We start from the raw sequence: 16,932 nt of genomic DNA on the forward strand, positions 1-16,932 counted from the left end.
TAATGCCAGTCAGTTAAGCCTGACTGGCATTGTTTTTACTAGGTTTTCTCGTCGCATACTTCTGTGGTTTGGCTTTGATGCACCTTGGGTAACTTCGTTCTCGGCGGGCGGGTAACTTGAACTGCTCTGCCTGTTTGTCCAACTCAGCGACACGCCCTGGAACCATGCCCGGTGACACAAACGGCAGGCAACTGAGTTCATGCAGCAGATACACCGATGCCATGTGAAAGCTCAACTGGCTGGCCGTATAGCCCTTTAAGCTCGCCGCCATCCTAACCATCTGATATCTCAGTAGGTTATAGGCCAATACCAAGCCCCATAGCTCCTGCCTTACTCCATCGGGTTTCTTGCTGCGCAGCGTCAGCCGGTGCTGTTGCAGGCTATGTTTCATCTCCCGATAGCCCAGCTCGATTTCCCAGCGATTCTGGTATAGCTCCATCAACTCGCTGGCCGGGAAGCGCAGCGGGTCGGTGAGCGAGGTCAGCACCTGCCGCTCCTTGCCGTTTACCGTCCGGGTCAGCAGCCGGGCTTCGAACTGCTCCGGCAACTCGCTCCACTTCTTCTTGGCCTGCGGACTGGCACTGAGGCGTACCAGCACATCCTGCCGCCCCAGCTTGCGGATGACCTCGTATTGAGCCCCCTTTTTCAGCGGAATAAGCCAGTGACGCGCTACGCCCTGGCGTTGCCAGGCATGGAGTAACCCCAGTGAGTAGAAGCCCTTATCGAACAGGGTCAGGCTATTATCGGGTGTTTTTTCAATCAGTTGCTCTGCCAACACCATCTCGTTTACCGCACAGGAGTCCATCACTGTCTGGGTCAGCAGATGACTGGTCAGCTCCATCTGACACAACATGCGGACCTGGGGATATTGCGTCTCCCCCTGGACGGTTTTCGACTTGGCAAAGGCGCCGGCATTGTCCGGAGTATCGGGCGTGCGCCAGACCACCCCGTCCACGGCCAGCAGCTGCAAGCCGGCCCAGGTGGGGTGCTGACACTGCTGATGCCAGAGTGTGGCGGTCTGCTGGAACACCTGTCGAACGGCTTGGTCAGCCAGTTTTTGGCGCGCCTGGATGAAGGCGCTGGGGACGACAAACGGCCGGTCGCCGGGTAACAGGATATCGAGCTGGTTGGCCAGCTGGGCCATAGGGACATGACGAAACAAGGACATCCCGATAATGGCCCATAGCACCCGCTCCATGGGCATGCGCCGTCGGCGCAAGGAGACGGAGCCCGTCTCGGCCAAGCAAGCCTGCACCAGTTCAGGTGACAGCAGGTCAGACAGGGACTCAAACTTTCCGGGAGGACAGGCGTGAATGAAGTCGAGAGCTTGGTCGATACGCATAAAAAAATCCGAAACCCAACAAGGAGTTTCGGATTCTTACACAGCCTGAGGATCGGTCAATGGATCCTTAACTGATCGGCATTAAGCCTTGGCTCGCTTTTTTTGCAATCACATCAAGGGGTCAACTTAGTTGACGCGACGCTTGAATTCACCGGTACGGGTGTCGATTTCGATCTTGTCACCGATCTCCACGAAGGCGGCAACGGCCAGCTCGTAGGAGGTGCCCTTCAGGCGGGCAGGCTTGGTCACTTTACCGGAGGTGTCGCCACGGGCGGCCGGCTCGGTGTACTCGACTTCACGCACGATGGTGGTCGGCAGTTCTACGGAGATGGCTTTCTCGTTGTAGAAAGTCACTTCGCAGAGGTCTTCCATGCCGTCTACCAGGTAGTTCAGGGCATCACCCAGGTTGTCTTTCTCGACATCGTACTGGTTGTACTCGGTGTCCATGAAGACATACAGCGGGTCGGAGTAGTAGGAGTAGGTGCACTCTTTACGCTCCAGCTGAACGACTTCCAGCTTGTCGTCGGCCTTGAAGACGGTCTCGGTGGCGCTGCCGTTCAGCAGACCCTTCAGCTTCATCTTGACCACGGCGGAGTTACGGCCGGATTTGTTGAATTCAGCCTTCTGGACCACCATCGGCTCGGTGCCGATCATGACTACGTTACCAGCGCGGATTTCCTGTGCGGTTTTCATGTAAAAAATTCCTGTTCGTGAAACGGACGGATAAAAACTGCCAGATTATATACGGCTTTCTAAAAATTTCACCAACCTCGTGACGAGATCCCCGTCCGCCAGCAGCCTCTGTGGCCAGGTGCGCCCATGTTGCTGCCATATGGCCGCGTATTGCGGCCATTGTGCCCAGAGTTCACCCGTATGCTCCCCCCGGTTGAGGGCATGGTTGAAGCGGCGCAGCCACTGACCGGCCGGCGCTGGCAAGGGGGAGAGGTAGTGGTCGAGAAAACCGTCCAGCTTGACCATGTGGGCATCCTCTTCCTGCTTGTAGATGTGCCAGAGGAAGGGGCGCCCCGCCCACTGGGCCCGCACGAAGGAGTCCTCCCCGCGCACCAGGTTGAGATCGCAGCTCCACAGCAGGCGATCGTAGCCCCTCTGATCGGTCATCGGCAGCAGCTTGATGGTGAGGTTGCCCGCCTGGAGCAGATCTCCGGCCCGGGCACCGGGAATGGCCTCTGCCAGCCCTGCGCCGATGAGCACGTCGTCGAGGGAGCGCCCCAGCGGCAGCAGCAGGGTGACGGGGGTGACGCTCTGGCGCCAGCCCTCGACCAGGCTCCTGAGCGCCTCGCTCTCGTAGGTAAAGAGGCTGACCCGCAGCTCGTCTTCTCGTTGGGGCGGCAGGCCGAGGCTGGCCCAGTAGGCGGCCAGTCCCGCTTCATCCTGTTGCCAGCGCTCGCGCTCGACGATGAGGCCGTGCTCGCACAAGAGGCCGCCCGTTTTCTGCGTGAAACCCGGGAAGAAGAAGTACTTGTCGAGGCGCCGGCTGCCGACCTGCTGGGGCGAGGCGAGGCCATGGCAATCCTCGACCCAGCTCTCGGCCGAGAGGTATTCGAGGTTGATCCAGCAGGGGGGGGGGGTCTGCTCGGCCATGCGTTCGATAAAGAGGGCGGGCAGCTCGCAGGCAAACGCCTCGATGACCACCCTGGCCGGTGTCATGTCGGCGGGGAGGCGCTCGTGCCAGTGCTGGACATAGATGCCATCGACCCACTGACCGTCCTGTGCGGGGTCGAGCGCCGGGCAGATGCGGGCGAAGCTAGCCAGATCGTCCACCCAGAGCCGCACCTGCAGCTCACTCTTCTGCGCCGGGAGCGCGCCTTCCTGTTTGAGCTGGCGGGCGAGTCGCCAGGTGACGCCGATGTCACCGAAGTTGTCGACGACGCAGCAGAAGATGTCCCAGTCGAAGGGGGGGAGAGGGCTTGTCATGGCGCGGGATCCCAGATGCAAAAAAACCGGTGCGCAGGGTAGCACACCGGTTGGTCGGCTTCTAACCGTCAGCGCGTGACGGGGTCTGTGGCAGGTTACTCCTTGCCGTAGACGTTGTTCTCCTGCTCGCGCACCCGGATGAAGGTGGTGCGTTTGGTGAGCTCTTTCAGCTGGCTGGCACCCACATAGGTGCAGGTGGAGCGCACCCCGCCCAGGATGTCGCGCACCGTGTTCTCCACCGGGCCGCGGTAGGGCAGCAGCACGGTTTTGCCTTCGGAGGCGCGATACTCGGCGACACCGCCGGCGTGCTTGTCCATGGCGCTGGCCGAGCTCATGCCGTAGAACTTCATGAAGGGCTCGCCATCGACCTCGACGATTTCACCGCCGCACTCTTCGTGAGCGGCCAGCATGCCCCCCAGCATCACGAAGTCGGCACCGCCGCCAAACGCCTTGGCCACATCCCCCGGGCAGGTGCAGCCGCCGTCACCGACGATCTGGCCACCCAGGCCGTGGGCCGCATCGGCACACTCGATGATGGCGGAGAGCTGCGGGTAGCCGACCCCGGTCTTGACCCGGGTGGTGCAGACCGAGCCCGGGCCTATGCCCACCTTGACGATGTCGGCGCCGGAGAGGATCAGCTCCTCCACCATCTCGCCGGTCACCACGTTGCCCGCCAGGATGACGTGGTTGGGGCAGGCGTCACGAATTTTGCGCAAAAACTCGACGAAGTGCTGGGAGTAGCCGTTGGCCACGTCCACGCAGATGAAGCGCAGGGCGCTGGACATCGCGAGGATCTGGCGGGTCTTGGTGAAGTCCTCCTCCGAGGTGCCGGTAGAGACCATTACGTGGCCCAGCAGGGCCGGGTCGGTCTCATTGACGAAGGTTTGCCACTGCGCAAGGCTGTAGTGCTTGTGCACCGCCGTCATCATCTCGAAGCTGGCCAGGGTACGCGCCATGGCGAAGCTGCCGACGGTATCCATGTTGGCGGCGATGACGGGCACGCCCTGCCATCGGGTCTGGGTGTGCTTGAAGGTGAACTGGCGGGTCAGGCTGACTTGGGAACGGCTCTTGAGAGTAGAGCGCTTGGGGCGAAACAGGACATCCTTGAAACCGAGCTTCAAGTCTTCTTCGATACGCATTGCGAATTCCTTATTGAGCCTTGTGTGAGAGGTCACTTTGCAGTGGCAACTTTTCGGCAGGCGCAAAAAAACCGGTGGTTTTCAGGCCCTCCGGTTTACAGCAGTGTAGGCAAAAATCCCGTCAGAACAAGACTGATAATTCACGCACCGCTGTGGTAGCCTTTGGCGTCACAACCTGAGGATGGCCGCCAGCGTCATCCCGCACCCTGTTCTCCCCTCGTTTTCCTGCTTCATTCCCCACTCACGCGCCGTACCCGGCATGGATTGTCGTCTGTTGGTACCGCGTCCAGAGCCCGCTCCCCTGCGCGCCAGAATCCGGTTGACCCGGCAGTTGGCTGTGATACATCTGGGCGCAAGACTGACAAGGCAAGAGAGCAAGATGGGCAAGAGAATGGTGGCGGCGGCCATGATGTGGGCGCTGTGCGGCAGCGCGATGGCGGCCCAGACCAGCTATGGCTGGATCGAGAAGGGGGTGCTGATGCCCTACGGGGTGGCGGTCAAGATGAAGCTCGATACCGGTGCCCTCACTTCGTCGCTGGATGCCCGCGACCTGAAGCATTTCAAGAAGGATGGCAAGCCCTGGGTGAGCTTCAACCTGGTGCTGACCGATGCCAATACCGACAAGGTGGTGCGCCGGAGCGTGGAGCGACCTGTGGAGCGCAGCGTGACGGTGCGCGGGGCGGGCGGCATGGAGCAGCGCCCGACGGTGACCATGTCCGTCTGCGTCGGGGACCAGGTCTACAAGGAGTGGTTCACCCTGCGGGATCGCAGCAAGATGATCTACCCGGTGCTGCTGGGGCGCCGTCTGCTGGCGGAGCTGGGACCGGTGGATTCGAGCCGGACCTTCACGGTACAGCCCACCTGCGACTAGGGTGGTGCAGCCATGAAAAACGGGGGCCTGGCCCCCGTTTTTCATGGCGTGTGCAAAGGCTGACCCCTCATGCCTGGCGCGAGGCGGGCAGCAGCACGCTCACTTCGAGCCCCCCTTCGGGCCGGTTGTGGATGTCGAGATCCGCTCCGTGAAGCTGGGCGATGCGCGAGACGATGGCCATGCCAAGGCCCACGCCATCCCCCTGCTGGGGATTGACCCGGAAGAAGCGCTCGCACAGCCGGGAGAGGGCGGCGGTGGGGATGCCGGGGCCGTTGTCCCGCACATCCACCCGGATCCGGTTGCCCACCTGGCTCACCACCACGGCGACCTCGCCGCCCACCTGGGTGTAGCGCAGCGCATTGTCGATGAGGTTGCCGAACATCAGCTCCAGCAACATTGCCTGTCCCATTACCTGCACCTGTTCGGCGCCCTCCAGGGACAGCTGCTGGTCCTTTTTCAGGGCGATGGGGGCCAGGGTCGCCAGGGTGCCCTGCAACAGGGGGAAGAGGGGGAGGGCGGTGAGGGCCGGGCTCTGCTGGTTGTCGATGCGGGCCTGGGTCAGCAACTGGCGGATCAGCCGATCGCTGCGATCGAGGGCCAAGAGCATCTTGCGCAGGGCCTGCTCCCGGCTCTGATCATCCTCGGCCGTCATGGCGTTCTCGCTGTGGATGCGCAGCACCGCGAGGGGCGTGCGCAGCTCGTGGGCGGCCTCGTTGGTGAACTGTTTCTCCCGATCCAGGGTGTCAGCGAGGGCGTGCATCAGCCGGTTGATCTCCCCCACCAGCGGCGTCAGCTCCTCGGCCTTGATGGCAAGATTGAGGGGGCTCAGGTTGGCGGGATGACGCTCGCCGATGGCTTGCGCCAGCTGGTGCAGCGGTGACAGCCCCCGGGTGATCAGCCACCACAGCAGACCGAGCAGGAAGGGCAGGGTGATGAAGAGGGGCAGCATGGTGAGGGTGGCCATCTTGCTGGCCAGCTCGCTGCGTTCGTCATCCCGCTCCGCCACGATGAGCCAGGTCTGTTCACCTTCGTTGTAGAGGGTAAAGGTGCGCCACTCGTGATGATCCTTGGTCTCGCTGTTGAAGCCCCGCTCCAGGGTGGTCAACGGTTGGGCCGGGGCATTGGGCGAGCGCAGCAGCACGGCGCCCTGCTCGCTCAGCAACTGGAAGTAGAGGTTGTGTTCGAATTCATGGCCATAGGGGGTGAATTCGTTGTCCTGGCCGAACTGGAAGAAGCCGCCCTTCTCGATGTGGGGCGTCTCGGGGACGGCCTGCACCCACTCCTGGTACACGGTGCCGTTGCGCGGCAGCTCGCCGCTCTGCTTGAGATAGCGGCTGAGCAACTGGTTGGTGATGCGGGCGGACTGGGCGAGACGGGCATCAAACAGCTCTTCCATTTCGTGGTTGGCCTGCAGGTAGCCGATAAGGCCGCTGATGGCGAGGCTGAGGCTGACCAGGGCCAGGATGCCGGAGAGCAGGAAACGGCGGATGGAACGGACACGGCTCATGGGGCGGAGGCTCCTCTTGCGCCCTGGACGTCGAGCTGGGGCACGATGTAACCGACGCCGCGAATGTTGCGGATGAGCTCGGGGAAGAACTTCTTGCGCAGATGGTGAATGTGCACCTCCACCGCGTTGCTCTCTGCCCCCTCGTCCCAGCCGTAGAGGCTCTGTTGCAGTTGATCCCGGCTCAATACCCGGCCGCTCTGGGTGATGAGCTCCTGCAACAGCTTGTACTCGTGGGGGGTGAGCTTGACCGGCTCGCCCCGATAGGTGACCTGCTGTGACGCGGGGAAGAGCTGCAGCTCCCCGTACTCCAGCACCGCCTGGGCCTGCCCCTTGCTGCGCCGCACCAGGGCGCGCAGCCGGGCGTTGAGCTCCTGCAGGGCGAAGGGTTTGACCATGTAGTCGTCGGAGCCTGCATCCAGCCCCAGCACCCGGTCGTCCAGGGCATCACGGGCGGTCAGGATGAGCACGGGCAGGGTCTGCCCCTCCCGGCGCAACTTGCGCAGCAGGCTGATGCCGTCGATGTCCGGCAGGTTGAGATCCAGGACAAGGGCGGCAAATTCCTCGCTCTTGAGCGCCGAGAGGGCCGGCATCCCCTGCTGGAGCCAGTCCACCGTGTAGCCGCTGCTGCGCAGGGCATCAACCATGCCGTCTCCCAGCATCACATCATCTTCCACCAACAGGATCCGCATTGTTCTCTCCCTCAAACGACACTGCCCACCAGTATGCAAGCTGGTGGGCAGAGTTGAAATAGCACACTGTGCTGCTTGTGTTTACAGCTTGGCGAGACGCTCGCGAATTTCCATTCTGCGGCCCTCGTCCGCCACCTCGCGGCCAGGGCGCGCCGGGGCGGCCAGGGCCTTGTCCAGATAGACCTTCGCCTGTGCCTTGTCACCCTGATCTAGCAGGAAGTCGCCGTAGAAGAAGTTGGGGTCGATGCCGGTGGGATTGATGGCCAGCGCCTGCTTGAGCAGCTTCTCCGCCTTCTCGTCGTCTCCAAAGCCCACCGGCCAGCCCGGCACCTGGTAGTAGAGGGAGCCCAGGCTGGTGTAGGCCGAGCCTTCCAGCGCCTTGGGATCCTGCTTGATGGCGATCTCGAGCTTGGCCTTGGCCTCCTTCACCAGGCTCAGGGCGCCGAGGCCGCCCTTGGCCCCCGCCCAGGTGCTCTTGACGATGGCGGACCAGATCAGCAGATCGGTGCGAAATGCCTCCTTGGCGCTCGCCTCATCGGCCTTGGCACTCAGGCTCTCCAGGCAGCTCTCCTTGGCTTTTCCGGTCTGCTGGTACTGGCAGTGGGCCCACTCCTGCTGAATGGTGGGCAGGGCATCGGCGGCCTGGGCCAGACCGCTTGCCAGCAGGCCTCCCAGGGTAAGCAACAGGGGGCCGTGACCAAATCGGGGACGGAAAGTGGTGTGCTTCATCTCAATGTTCCTTCTCGTTTGTCGCACAGGCGGGATCGCTCCTGTGCTCGGGGGCTGGGGAGGCAGTGCGGCGGGCGTGGCGCTCGATGATCGGGCGCTGCTTGGCCAGGGCCATGTCCACCAAGGCGGGCAGCAGGCCGTTGAGCCGCACAAAGAGCTTTTCCGGCCAGCCGAGCCAGCGGCGGCGTGTCTCGTTGCACAGGGCGATGACGGCCTCCTCGGCCACGTCCTGTGGGCTGTCGGTCCGGGTGCCGAGCTCGGCATTCATGGCATAGGCTGCCTCGGAGTTGAGGTGGGTGCGGGTGGCACGGGGGGCAAAGTGCAGCACCTTGATGCCGGTTCCCTCCAGCTCCCGCCCCAGGGACTCGCTGAAGCCGCGCATGGCGAACTTGCTGGCGCAATAGACGCTGTAGCCGGCAAAACCGATGGCCCCGAGGCTGGAGCCGATGTTCATGATGATGGCGGGCTTGCGCAGCCGGGGCAGCAGGGCCCGGGTGAGCTGGATGGGCGCCTCGACGTTGAGCAGCAACTGGCGTGTCACCTGCTCGCTGCTCTGATCCTCCAGCCAGGCGAACTGGTTGCAGCCCGCACTGTTGATGAGCACGTCCAGCCCCTCGTCCAGGGCCGGGTGTTGCAGCAGCTGCGCCCGCTCATGAGGAGAGCCGAGATCGGCCGTCACCGTCTGGTGGCGATCCGGATGAGGCAGCTCCCGGCGCAGGCGCTCCAGGGCGCTGGCCCGACGACCGTGCAGCAGCAGATGGGCACCCTGGGCCGCCAGTTCATGGGCCAGGGCTTCACCAATGCCGCCACTGGCGCCAGTCAGCAGTATGCGTTTGCCTTCAAGCTTCATTGGCAGGATCCCGTGAGCTGATAGAGCATGTCGCCATAGAGGCGGTAGACCACCTTGGCGGCGTGAATGATGGCGGCCTGATCGGCGGCATCATCCACCCGGTTCATCAGGGATTCGAAGAACTTGAGGTGCTCCTGGTCCAGGGCCCCGTGGGAGCTCAGGTAGCTCATGGCCTGGGGCGGCAGACCCAGACCGCTCTTGAGCTGGTCGGCGACGGTCAGGGCGATGGCGACGCTGGTGCCTTCCAGCACCTGCACCATGCCGAAGAAGCCCATGGGGTTGCCGCGCTGGATCTGGTCGTAGAGGAAGGCCACCATCAACTCGATGGGCAGGCCCGGCTGGCCGTGGCGCACCGCCTCGGCATCACCGCCGCAGGCACGGATGTCGTTCAGGATCCACTCCTGATGGCCGTACTCCTCGTCGATGTACTCCCTGATGGCGCCACGCACCCATTCGTACTCCTGCCCCAGCTTGCCGCCGGTGGCCATCAGGAGAGGCACCGTGTGGCGCACGTGGTAGTAGGCCTGTGCCAGGAAGGCGAGGTAGGTGTCACGGCTGATGTCGCCGCGGCGGCAGGCCTCGATGATGGGGGCGTTGAACAGGCGTTCGCGCTCGCAGGCGGTGGCTTGTTGCAGGGTCTGGTAGAAGCTCATGAGGTCTCTCCTGTGAGGCATTGGCTGATCTGCCGGGAAAAATGGTGATAAATCTCGTTGCGACGGGGGCGCCCGTTGGCCGTCAGGAGGCCAGGGAGCTGATCCAGGGCGACCGGCAACCAGTGATGGATGCGGGCGTAATCGGGCAACTGCTGGTTGAGCCGGGCAATCTGCTCTGGCAATTGGGACTGGCTGCCCGGCAGCGGCTGGATAAGGGCCACGTTGGCGGGCTGACCGTCACCGAAGATGACGATGCGGGCGATGGCCGGGCAGAGCTGGGCCTGGGCTTCCACCCACTCCGGGGAGAAGTTGCGGCCAAAGGCGGTGATCTGCACGTTCTTCTTGCGCCCCGTGATGTGCAGGTAGCCCTCCTCGTCGAGCCGACCCAGATCCCCTGTGGCGATCTGGCTGCCCGTCTCGCCCTCTTCCCCCAGGTAGCCCAGCATGGCGCTGCCGCTGACCATGACTTCGCCGTCTGCGGCGATCGTCACCTGGCAGTGGGGCAGGGGCAGGCCGACGCTGCCGGGACGATCCCCGTGGGGGCCGTTCAGGGCGACCACGGAGCCGCATTCGGAGAGACCGTATCCCTCGAAGACCGGCAGCCCCGCCGCACGGGCGTGAGCGATGAGTTCGGGGGCGACCTTGCCGCCGCCCACGGCGACGAAGCGCAGGGTGCCGAGCTGTTTCGCCAGGGCAGGGGTATTGAGGCACAGGGCCAGCAGCAGGCGCAGCAACTCGGGTACCAGCACCAGGCTGTGGCTGGGCCAGCGCAGCAGTGCCTGGGCCAGGGCCGCAGGATCCAGCTTGCTGGAGCCCGAGAAGCCGAGTTCCCCCAGGGAGGGGATGCGGCTGCAGGCGCCGGTCAGCAGCGGTACATACAAGCCGGTCAGGTTCTCCAGCAAGGTGGTGAGGGGCAGCAGGGTCAGGTGCTTCTCAACCCGGGCAGGGGCCACCCGCAGGGCAAGGGATCCGCAGACCGCCGTCATCTGTTCCAGCGACAGGCAGACGCCCTTGGGTTGCCCCGTGGTGCCCGAGGTATAGGTGATCTTGGCGGTGCCTGCTGGCAGCTCGGGGAGGCGGGCCGGGATGCGGCGCCACAGGGGCACGGCCTGCTCATCGGGCCTGCCTGCCATGAGCACGAGGGGTGAGGCGGCTTGCCACCCCTGGTGCTCCGGGCCGACCAGGGCGTCTGCTCCGCTGCTTTCAAGCAGCCACGTCTGCTGCGCCGGACTGAAGAAGTGGGGAACCGGGATGACCACGATGCCGGCCCAGGTGCAGGCGAGATCGATCAGCGCCCAGGGCAGGCCGTTGTCGAGTTGCAGGGCCAGGCGGCGGATGCCGGCCCCTTGCAGCACGCCAGCCAGTTGCTGGATCTGCTGCCACAGGCTCTGGTAATCCAGCTCACCCTGGCTGCCTAGCAGTGCAGGCTGGAGCGGGGTCTGGCTGGCATGGTGGGCGATGGTGTCGAACAGCGTCATTGCGCGCACCTCCTGTCGATGTCGGCATGGTTAAAAAGGCGGGGCATGGGCCCCAGCAGGTTGAGCAGCAGGCTGCTCTGTGCGAGCACCTCGCGCCCCTGGTTGATGTCGCCTGCCATCACCTTGGGCTGGCAGCGGTAGTATTCGCCCCAGGCGCTGGCATCCTCTCCCACCTGATGGGCCTCTGCGAGTGCCAGCTTCACCGGGTTGAGACGCAGGCGGGTAAAGCTGTTGCGCAGCTTGGCGGTGCCGGTGAACACCACGTAGTCCAGGGCGTTGTCACACAGCAGACGGCACAGCGCGGCAAACATCAGGCGGGCGTGACCCGGTTCGCTGCAGGCAAGATTGCCCACTTCGATGATGCGGTGGCGGGCCGGACGGACCCCGAGACGGGTCTCGATGGCGGCCTCGACAGGCTGCTCCAGATATTGCTCCAGATAGAGCGGTTGCTCGTGCTCGCCATGGCAGGCCTGGTTAAGGCCGCAGGCACCGACCAGCACGCCATCTGCCCGGTAGAGCCCGAGCAGGCAAGGCAGGAAATGGGGAATGCGGGCGTTGAACTCGAGGGTGTAGGCGGCCTGGATATAGGTTTGCAGCGCCATGACCTGCTGCGGGGATTCGGCCAGGATCAACCGGTAGGGGGCTTGGATCTCGATGGTCATGGTTGGCTCCTTCTCTTGCGATGGGATGAGAGTAAAAGGGCAAACTTAAGAAACCCTTAAGGCGCAAAAAAAGACGAAAAAAACTGGCGGGGGGTGAACGGGGGTCGATGGGGGCTCCAGACAAAACAGTTGCCAGCAGCGGGCGTGGCAGGCAATCTGCCCCGCTGTCGCCACCCGAGGAGCTGCCATGTCATCCCCTGTTCACTGTCCCCTGTGTCTCTCCCCTCGGCACCATGCCCTGCCGGTGGCGGGCAAGGGCTATTACCGCTGCCTGGCGTGCGAGCTGGTCTGGATGGACGAGGCGGACCACCTGGACGAGGGGGCCGAGAAGGCGGTCTATGACGGGCACGACAACCGGGTGGACGATCCCCGCTACCGGGCCTTTCTGATGCGTGCCTTTGGCGAGGTGCTGGCCCGGGTGTCGCCTCCTGCCAGCGGCCTCGATTTTGGCTGCGGCCCCGGGCCCGCCCTCATCGCCATGGGGCGGGAGGCGGGCTTCGAGATGGCGGGCTACGACAAGTTCTATGCCGACGACCCAGAGTGCCTGACAAGGCAATATGACTTCATCACCAGCACCGAGGTGATAGAGCACATCGCCACCCCCCGCGCCGTGCTGGACACGCTCTGGGGCTGTCTCAAGCCCGGCGGGGTACTGGTGTTGCAGACCCAGCGGGTGCTGGGGGACGAGCGCTTCAAGACCTGGCGCTATCGCCACGATCCCACCCACATCGTCTTCTTCGCCGAGGCCTCGTTCCGTGCCCTGGCGGTCCGCTGGCAGGCAGAGGTCGAGTTTCCTCATGCGGATGTGGCGGTGTTCACCAAACCCTGAGCCGGGCGTTTTCATTTGGCCATGAGTTGGGCATGCTGGTGGCCTGATACCCAGGAACGGATGCCCCTATCTCCATGTCGATCCCCCACCTCTCATTGCAAGACGCTCGCCACCTGCAACTGGCGGCCCAGGGGCTGCTGACCCCGCGACGCGCCAGAGCAACCCCCGCCGACCTGCTCGCCTGCATTCGCCGCATGGCGTTGCTGCAGATAGACACCATCTCCGTGGTGGCCCGCAGCCCCTATCTGGTGCTGTTCAGCCGTCTCGGCCACTACGATCCGCGCTGGCTGGAACAACTGCTGGCCGATGGTGACCTCTTCGAATACTGGGCTCATGAGGCCTGTTTCGTCCCCCGGGAAGATTACCGGCTGCTGCGCCATCGCATGCTGGATCCCGCCGCCATGGGCTGGAAGTTCTCCGCCCAGTGGCTCAAGACCCACGGCGGCGAGATAGCGCAGATAGTCGAGCGCATACGCCAGGATGGCCCGGTGCGGGCGGCAGACTTCGAGCGCAAGGGGGACAAGGGCAACGGCTGGTGGGACTGGAAGCCCGAAAAGCGCCACCTGGAGGTGCTGTTTACCGCAGGCCAGCTGATGGTGCGCGAACGGCGCAATTTCCAGCGGGTCTACGATCTCGCCGAGCGGGTCATGCCGGAGTGGAACGACGAGCGGGATCTGCCGAGTCCTGATCTCGCCCGGCGGGACATGGTGCGAGCCAGTTGCCGGGCGCTGGGGCTGGTCAAGACCGGCTGGGTGGCGGATTACTATCGCCTTAAACGGGGGAAATACGACGCCCTGCTCCACCAGCTGGCGGACGAGGGGGAGCTGTTGCCGGTACGAGTGGAGGGGTGGCAGCACGGAGCCTTCGTTCACGCCTCCCTGGCCGATGAACTGGTCCGGGCCCAGGCGGGCTCCCTCAAGGCGAGCCACACCGCCGTGCTCTCGCCCTTTGACCCGCTGGTGTGGGATCGCAAGCGGGCCAGCGAGTTGTTTGGCTTTGACTATCGCATCGAGTGCTATACCCCGGCCCCCAAGCGCCAGTACGGTTATTTCGTGCTGCCGTTGCTGCATCGCGGCAAGCTGGTGGGCAGGATGGACGCCAAGGCCCATCGCAAGGAGGGGGTGTTTGAGGTCAAGAGCCTCTATCTGGAAGACGGGATCAGGGTGACCCAGAGCCTGGCCCAGGATCTGGGCAAGGCCATCCAGAAGCTGGCGGAGTGGCACCAGACCCCGCTGCTGCGTTATGGCAACGTTCCTGCTCCCTTGTTGGCTCAATGGCAGGAGGTGGCACGCTGAGGAAGGACGCCTACCCTCGCATCAAGCCGGGCAGCACCAGCGCAACGGCCGCGGTGATGCGCGCGCGGATGTCGCTGCCCGGCGCCAGCAAGCCGAGCGCCATCTGGCGCAGCGGCTCCGCCATGGTCATCGCCAGCAGCAGATCGCTGGTCTGGGCGGCGTCCAGCTCGTGCAGCCAGCCCAGTTGCTGCTGGCGCTGCAGCCACGCCGCCAGCGTAGCTCTGCCGCGGGCAATGCCGTTCTCCTGATAGGCCGCCAGCAGGGTATCCCGCCCCGCGAATTCATGTTGCAGTAGCCGGAACATGCCCACCGCCGGTGCGCTCAGCACCTGATCTGCAATCGCCTGCAAGCCCTGCTCCAGCATCTCTCCCAGTGCCTCGGGGTGGGTTGCATCCTGCTCGAAGGCCGGCTGGAAGGCATCGGTCCAGCTGCGCACCGCCTGCGCTACCAGCTCGTCGCGATTGGCGGCGAAGCGGTAGAGGGTCTTCTTGGCAACCCCCGCCTCTTTGGCCACCGCATCCACGGTCGCAGCGCTGTAGCCCCCCTTGAGCAACAAGGTCAGCGTCGCTTCGGCAAGGGCGGCGCGCAGGTCGGCTTCCGGGGTGACCGGACGGCCTCGTGAGCGTGTCTCTTCATCGGTTTGCTGTGACATGATTGGCTCCTGTAAAGCATTGACAGACCCAGCATACAGGCATAGCTTAAATTAGGAAACGAATTTCGTTTCGTAATTTATTGGAGTCTCATCATGGATACTTCCCCGTTGTTTGCCCCCTGGGGCGTCAATGACATCAATGAGTTGCTCAGGCCGCAGCCGCTGCGCCTGGAAATGGGTCTGACTCGCAGCACCGACGGCCTGCTGACGGTCGCCATCCGCACCGATCTGCACGGCTGCAAGGGGCGCATGCTGGATTGGTGGTTCACCTTCTTCGAAACGACCCAGCACATCAGGTGGTGGCACCCCCACGATCATGTCGAGCACCGGGGCTGGGATCATCACTGGAAAAAAGGTGAGCGTTATGTGGGAGCCAGCATAGAGGCGGTGGAGTGGCTTGCCGAGCTGCCGCCGGTGGCAGCTCGCCTCAAGTTCCACGGTGCCGAAGAGGTGTTCGCCCCGCAATCGCTACACGAGGCGCGGGAGACGCAGGCTCTCTCTGCCGCCATCTGCGCCCGTATCGGCTTTGGCGACGAGGTGGCGCTGGATGAGCAGGGGGCGCCGCTGGATGGCGAGATGCTGCACCTGGCACGGGACACCCCCTATGGCTGTGTGCTGCGCAGTCGTTTTCTGCTGGGCAAAGCCTGCGCCAACCCGTTTGACGAGGTGCCGGATGAGGTAGGTTTCAACCTGATGCGCCACTGCTACAGCGAGTTCAGTTATCTGGCGCAGTTTCTGCCGTCGCTCTACTACGCGGAAAACGGCCGTGAAGCGGCACCGAGGCTCTGGTGAAGGATGCCGAACGAGTGCGCAGGCCAGCTGCCGGATGGAGATGAGCCGCGGAAGATGGTCATAAAAAAACCGGGCACTGGGCCTAATGCCGATCAGTTAAGGATCCATTGACCGATCCTCAGGCTGTGTAAGAATCCGAAACTCCTTGTTGGGTTTCGGATTTTTTTATGCGTATCGACCAAGCTCTCGACTTCATTCACGCCTGTCCTCCCGGAAAGTTTGAGTCCCTGTCTGACCTGCTGTCACCTGAACTGGTGCAGGCTTGCTTGGCCGAGACGGGCTCCGTCTCCTTGCGCCGACGGCGCATGCCCATGGAGCGGGTGCTATGGGCCATTATCGGGATGTCCTTGTTTCGTCATGTCCCTATGGCCCAGCTGGCCAACCAGCTCGATATCCTGTTACCCGGCGACCGGCCGTTTGTCGTCCCCAGCGCCTTCATCCAGGCGCGCCAAAAACTGGCTGACCAAGCCGTTCGACAGGTGTTCCAGCAGACCGCCACACTCTGGCATCAGCAGTGTCAGCACCCCACCTGGGCCGGCTTGCAGCTGCTGGCCGTGGACGGGGTGGTCTGGCGCACGCCCGATACTCCGGACAATGCCGGCGCCTTTGCCAAGTCGAAAACCGTCCAGGGGGAGACGCAATATCCCCAGGTCCGCATGTTGTGTCAGATGGAGCTGACCAGTCATCTGCTGACCCAGACAGTGATGGACTCCTGTGCGGTAAACGAGATGGTGTTGGCAGAGCAACTGATTGAAAAAACACCCGATAATAGCCTGACCCTGTTCGATAAGGGCTTCTACTCACTGGGGTTACTCCATGCCTGGCAACGCCAGGGCGTAGCGCGTCACTGGCTTATTCCGCTGAAAAAGGGGGCTCAATACGAGGTCATCCGCAAGCTGGGGCGGCAGGATGTGCTGGTACGCCTCAGTGCCAGTCCGCAGGCCAAGAAGAAGTGGAGCGAGTTGCCGGAGCAGTTCGAAGCCCGGCTGCTGACCCGGACGGTAAACGGCAAGGAGCGGCAGGTGCTGACCTCGCTCACCGACCCGCTGCGCTTCCCGGCCAGCGAGTTGATGGAGCTATACCAGAATCGCTGGGAAATCGAGCTGGGCTATCGGGAGATGAAACATAGCCTGCAACAGCACCGGCTGACGCTGCGCAGCAAGAAACCCGATGGAGTAAGGCAGGAGCTATGGGGCTTGGTATTGGCCTATAACCTACTGAGATATCAGATGGTTAGGATGGCGGCGAGCTTAAAGGGCTATACGGCCAGCCAGTTGAGCTTTCACATGGCATCGGTGTATCTGCTGCATGAACTCAGTTGCCTGCCGTTTGTGTCACCGGGCATGGTTCCAGGGCGTGTCGCTGAGTTGGACAAACAGGCAGAGCAGTTCAAGTTACCCGCCCGCCGAGAACGAAGTTACCCAAGGTGCATCAAAGCCAAACCACAGAAGTATGCGACGAGAAAACCTAGTAAAAACAATGCCAGTCAGGCTTAACTGACTGGCATTA

The 16,932-nt window shown here is 63.3% G+C and carries 17 protein-coding genes; 5 read left to right on the plus strand and 12 right to left on the minus strand.

All coding sequences use genetic code 11. The features are described 5' to 3' along the window. Nucleotides 1–13: 13 nt before the first annotated feature. The 4 genes from AB5Y64_RS11510 to AB5Y64_RS11525 form a co-directional block, all read right to left on the minus strand. Entirely contained in the window at nucleotides 14–1,342 is a 1,329-nt protein-coding gene (locus AB5Y64_RS11510) for an IS4 family transposase (RefSeq protein ID WP_053288733.1), read from the minus strand. 126 nt (nucleotides 1,343–1,468) lie between these two features. Then, entirely contained in the window at nucleotides 1,469–2,035 is a 567-nt protein-coding gene (gene efp / locus AB5Y64_RS11515; protein WP_010673788.1) for an elongation factor P, read from the minus strand. Between the two features lie 45 nt (nucleotides 2,036–2,080). After that, complete coding sequence (earP, locus tag AB5Y64_RS11520; protein WP_244062345.1) at nucleotides 2,081–3,277, minus strand: elongation factor P maturation arginine rhamnosyltransferase EarP; 1,197 nt, start codon at nucleotides 3,275–3,277, stop codon at nucleotides 2,081–2,083. A 95-nt stretch (nucleotides 3,278–3,372) separates the two neighbouring features. Beyond that, complete coding sequence (locus AB5Y64_RS11525; protein WP_119196915.1) at nucleotides 3,373–4,416, minus strand: GMP reductase; 1,044 nt, start codon at nucleotides 4,414–4,416, stop codon at nucleotides 3,373–3,375. Nucleotides 4,417–4,807: 391 nt separating this feature from the next. On the opposite strand from AB5Y64_RS11525, the gene AB5Y64_RS11530 reads away from it, so the two are divergent. After that, nucleotides 4,808–5,287, plus strand: a complete 480-nt coding sequence (locus AB5Y64_RS11530) for a RimK/LysX family protein (RefSeq protein ID WP_234917504.1) — start codon at nucleotides 4,808–4,810, stop codon at nucleotides 5,285–5,287. 67 nt (nucleotides 5,288–5,354) lie between these two features. Here AB5Y64_RS11530 and AB5Y64_RS11535 read toward each other — a convergent pair whose 3' ends face one another. The 7 genes from AB5Y64_RS11535 to AB5Y64_RS11565 form a co-directional block, all read right to left on the minus strand. Further along, complete coding sequence (locus tag AB5Y64_RS11535; protein WP_045525604.1) at nucleotides 5,355–6,794, minus strand: ATP-binding protein; 1,440 nt, start codon at nucleotides 6,792–6,794, stop codon at nucleotides 5,355–5,357. After that, complete coding sequence (locus tag AB5Y64_RS11540) at nucleotides 6,791–7,483, minus strand: response regulator (protein WP_041215642.1); 693 nt, start codon at nucleotides 7,481–7,483, stop codon at nucleotides 6,791–6,793. Before AB5Y64_RS11540 ends, AB5Y64_RS11535 begins: the two co-directional genes overlap by 4 nt. 81 nt (nucleotides 7,484–7,564) lie before the next feature. Beyond that, complete coding sequence (locus AB5Y64_RS11545; protein WP_111896678.1) at nucleotides 7,565–8,212, minus strand: tetratricopeptide repeat protein; 648 nt, start codon at nucleotides 8,210–8,212, stop codon at nucleotides 7,565–7,567. Nucleotide 8,213: 1 nt separating this feature from the next. Continuing rightward, the gene (locus tag AB5Y64_RS11550) at nucleotides 8,214–9,062 is read right to left on the minus strand and encodes an SDR family oxidoreductase (protein ID WP_053288729.1); all 849 of its coding nucleotides are present in this window, start codon (nucleotides 9,060–9,062) and stop codon (nucleotides 8,214–8,216) included. After that, nucleotides 9,059–9,715, minus strand: coding sequence for a TenA family transcriptional regulator (locus AB5Y64_RS11555; protein WP_111896679.1), 657 nt, complete (start codon nucleotides 9,713–9,715; stop codon nucleotides 9,059–9,061). The genes AB5Y64_RS11550 and AB5Y64_RS11555 overlap by 4 nt, the downstream gene beginning before the upstream one ends. Next, on the minus strand, nucleotides 9,712–11,193 hold the full coding sequence (locus AB5Y64_RS11560; protein ID WP_201955599.1) for an AMP-binding protein: 1,482 nt from the start codon (nucleotides 11,191–11,193) through the stop codon (nucleotides 9,712–9,714). The genes AB5Y64_RS11555 and AB5Y64_RS11560 overlap by 4 nt, the downstream gene beginning before the upstream one ends. Further along, nucleotides 11,190–11,855 carry a thermostable hemolysin gene (locus tag AB5Y64_RS11565; protein ID WP_052814489.1) on the minus strand — a complete coding sequence of 222 codons (666 nt, stop codon included), beginning with the start codon at nucleotides 11,853–11,855 and terminating at the stop codon, nucleotides 11,190–11,192. The genes AB5Y64_RS11560 and AB5Y64_RS11565 overlap by 4 nt, the downstream gene beginning before the upstream one ends. A gap of 187 nt (nucleotides 11,856–12,042) precedes the next feature. Between AB5Y64_RS11565 and AB5Y64_RS11570 the strand changes: the two genes are divergently transcribed. Then, complete coding sequence (locus AB5Y64_RS11570; RefSeq protein WP_043153164.1) at nucleotides 12,043–12,684, plus strand: class I SAM-dependent methyltransferase; 642 nt, start codon at nucleotides 12,043–12,045, stop codon at nucleotides 12,682–12,684. Nucleotides 12,685–12,758: 74 nt separating this feature from the next. Continuing rightward, a complete protein-coding gene (locus AB5Y64_RS11575; protein WP_052814490.1) occupies nucleotides 12,759–13,979 on the plus strand; it encodes a winged helix-turn-helix domain-containing protein in 1,221 nt (406 codons plus the stop codon). A gap of 10 nt (nucleotides 13,980–13,989) precedes the next feature. Here the strand turns inward: AB5Y64_RS11575 and AB5Y64_RS11580 are convergent, their stop codons facing one another. After that, nucleotides 13,990–14,631, minus strand: a complete 642-nt coding sequence (locus AB5Y64_RS11580) for a TetR/AcrR family transcriptional regulator (RefSeq protein ID WP_052814491.1) — start codon at nucleotides 14,629–14,631, stop codon at nucleotides 13,990–13,992. Between the two features lie 93 nt (nucleotides 14,632–14,724). Here AB5Y64_RS11580 and AB5Y64_RS11585 point away from each other — a divergent pair, with 93 nt between their 5' ends. Both AB5Y64_RS11585 and AB5Y64_RS11590 read left to right on the plus strand, forming a co-directional pair. Further along, nucleotides 14,725–15,423 carry a hydrolase gene (locus AB5Y64_RS11585; RefSeq protein WP_279968032.1) on the plus strand — a complete coding sequence of 233 codons (699 nt, stop codon included), beginning with the start codon at nucleotides 14,725–14,727 and terminating at the stop codon, nucleotides 15,421–15,423. A gap of 167 nt (nucleotides 15,424–15,590) precedes the next feature. Continuing rightward, nucleotides 15,591–16,919, plus strand: a complete 1,329-nt coding sequence (locus tag AB5Y64_RS11590) for an IS4 family transposase (RefSeq protein ID WP_053288733.1) — start codon at nucleotides 15,591–15,593, stop codon at nucleotides 16,917–16,919. Nucleotides 16,920–16,932: the final 13 nt, after the last annotated feature.

This window comes from Aeromonas sp. R5-1 (assembly GCF_040908265.1).
Lineage (GTDB): Bacteria > Pseudomonadota > Gammaproteobacteria > Enterobacterales > Aeromonadaceae > Aeromonas > Aeromonas caviae.

Excerpts from the sequence above, each read along its gene's own strand:
- AB5Y64_RS11510 (WP_053288733.1), bottom strand. The coding sequence starts at position 1,342 with ATGCGTATCGACCAAGCTCTCGACTTCATTCACGCCTGTCCTCCCGGA.
- efp (WP_010673788.1), bottom strand. The coding sequence starts at position 2,035 with ATGAAAACCGCACAGGAAATCCGCGCTGGTAACGTAGTCATGATCGGC.
- earP (WP_244062345.1), bottom strand. The coding sequence starts at position 3,277 with ATGACAAGCCCTCTCCCCCCCTTCGACTGGGACATCTTCTGCTGCGTC.
- AB5Y64_RS11525 (WP_119196915.1), bottom strand. The coding sequence starts at position 4,416 with ATGCGTATCGAAGAAGACTTGAAGCTCGGTTTCAAGGATGTCCTGTTT.
- AB5Y64_RS11530 (WP_234917504.1), top strand. The coding sequence starts at position 4,808 with ATGGTGGCGGCGGCCATGATGTGGGCGCTGTGCGGCAGCGCGATGGCG.
- AB5Y64_RS11535 (WP_045525604.1), bottom strand. The coding sequence starts at position 6,794 with ATGAGCCGTGTCCGTTCCATCCGCCGTTTCCTGCTCTCCGGCATCCTG.
- AB5Y64_RS11540 (WP_041215642.1), bottom strand. The coding sequence starts at position 7,483 with ATGCGGATCCTGTTGGTGGAAGATGATGTGATGCTGGGAGACGGCATG.
- AB5Y64_RS11545 (WP_111896678.1), bottom strand. The coding sequence starts at position 8,212 with ATGAAGCACACCACTTTCCGTCCCCGATTTGGTCACGGCCCCCTGTTG.
- AB5Y64_RS11550 (WP_053288729.1), bottom strand. The coding sequence starts at position 9,062 with ATGAAGCTTGAAGGCAAACGCATACTGCTGACTGGCGCCAGTGGCGGC.
- AB5Y64_RS11555 (WP_111896679.1), bottom strand. The coding sequence starts at position 9,715 with ATGAGCTTCTACCAGACCCTGCAACAAGCCACCGCCTGCGAGCGCGAA.
- AB5Y64_RS11560 (WP_201955599.1), bottom strand. The coding sequence starts at position 11,193 with ATGACGCTGTTCGACACCATCGCCCACCATGCCAGCCAGACCCCGCTC.
- AB5Y64_RS11565 (WP_052814489.1), bottom strand. The coding sequence starts at position 11,855 with ATGACCATCGAGATCCAAGCCCCCTACCGGTTGATCCTGGCCGAATCC.
- AB5Y64_RS11570 (WP_043153164.1), top strand. The coding sequence starts at position 12,043 with ATGTCATCCCCTGTTCACTGTCCCCTGTGTCTCTCCCCTCGGCACCAT.
- AB5Y64_RS11575 (WP_052814490.1), top strand. The coding sequence starts at position 12,759 with ATGTCGATCCCCCACCTCTCATTGCAAGACGCTCGCCACCTGCAACTG.
- AB5Y64_RS11580 (WP_052814491.1), bottom strand. The coding sequence starts at position 14,631 with ATGTCACAGCAAACCGATGAAGAGACACGCTCACGAGGCCGTCCGGTC.
- AB5Y64_RS11585 (WP_279968032.1), top strand. The coding sequence starts at position 14,725 with ATGGATACTTCCCCGTTGTTTGCCCCCTGGGGCGTCAATGACATCAAT.
- AB5Y64_RS11590 (WP_053288733.1), top strand. The coding sequence starts at position 15,591 with ATGCGTATCGACCAAGCTCTCGACTTCATTCACGCCTGTCCTCCCGGA.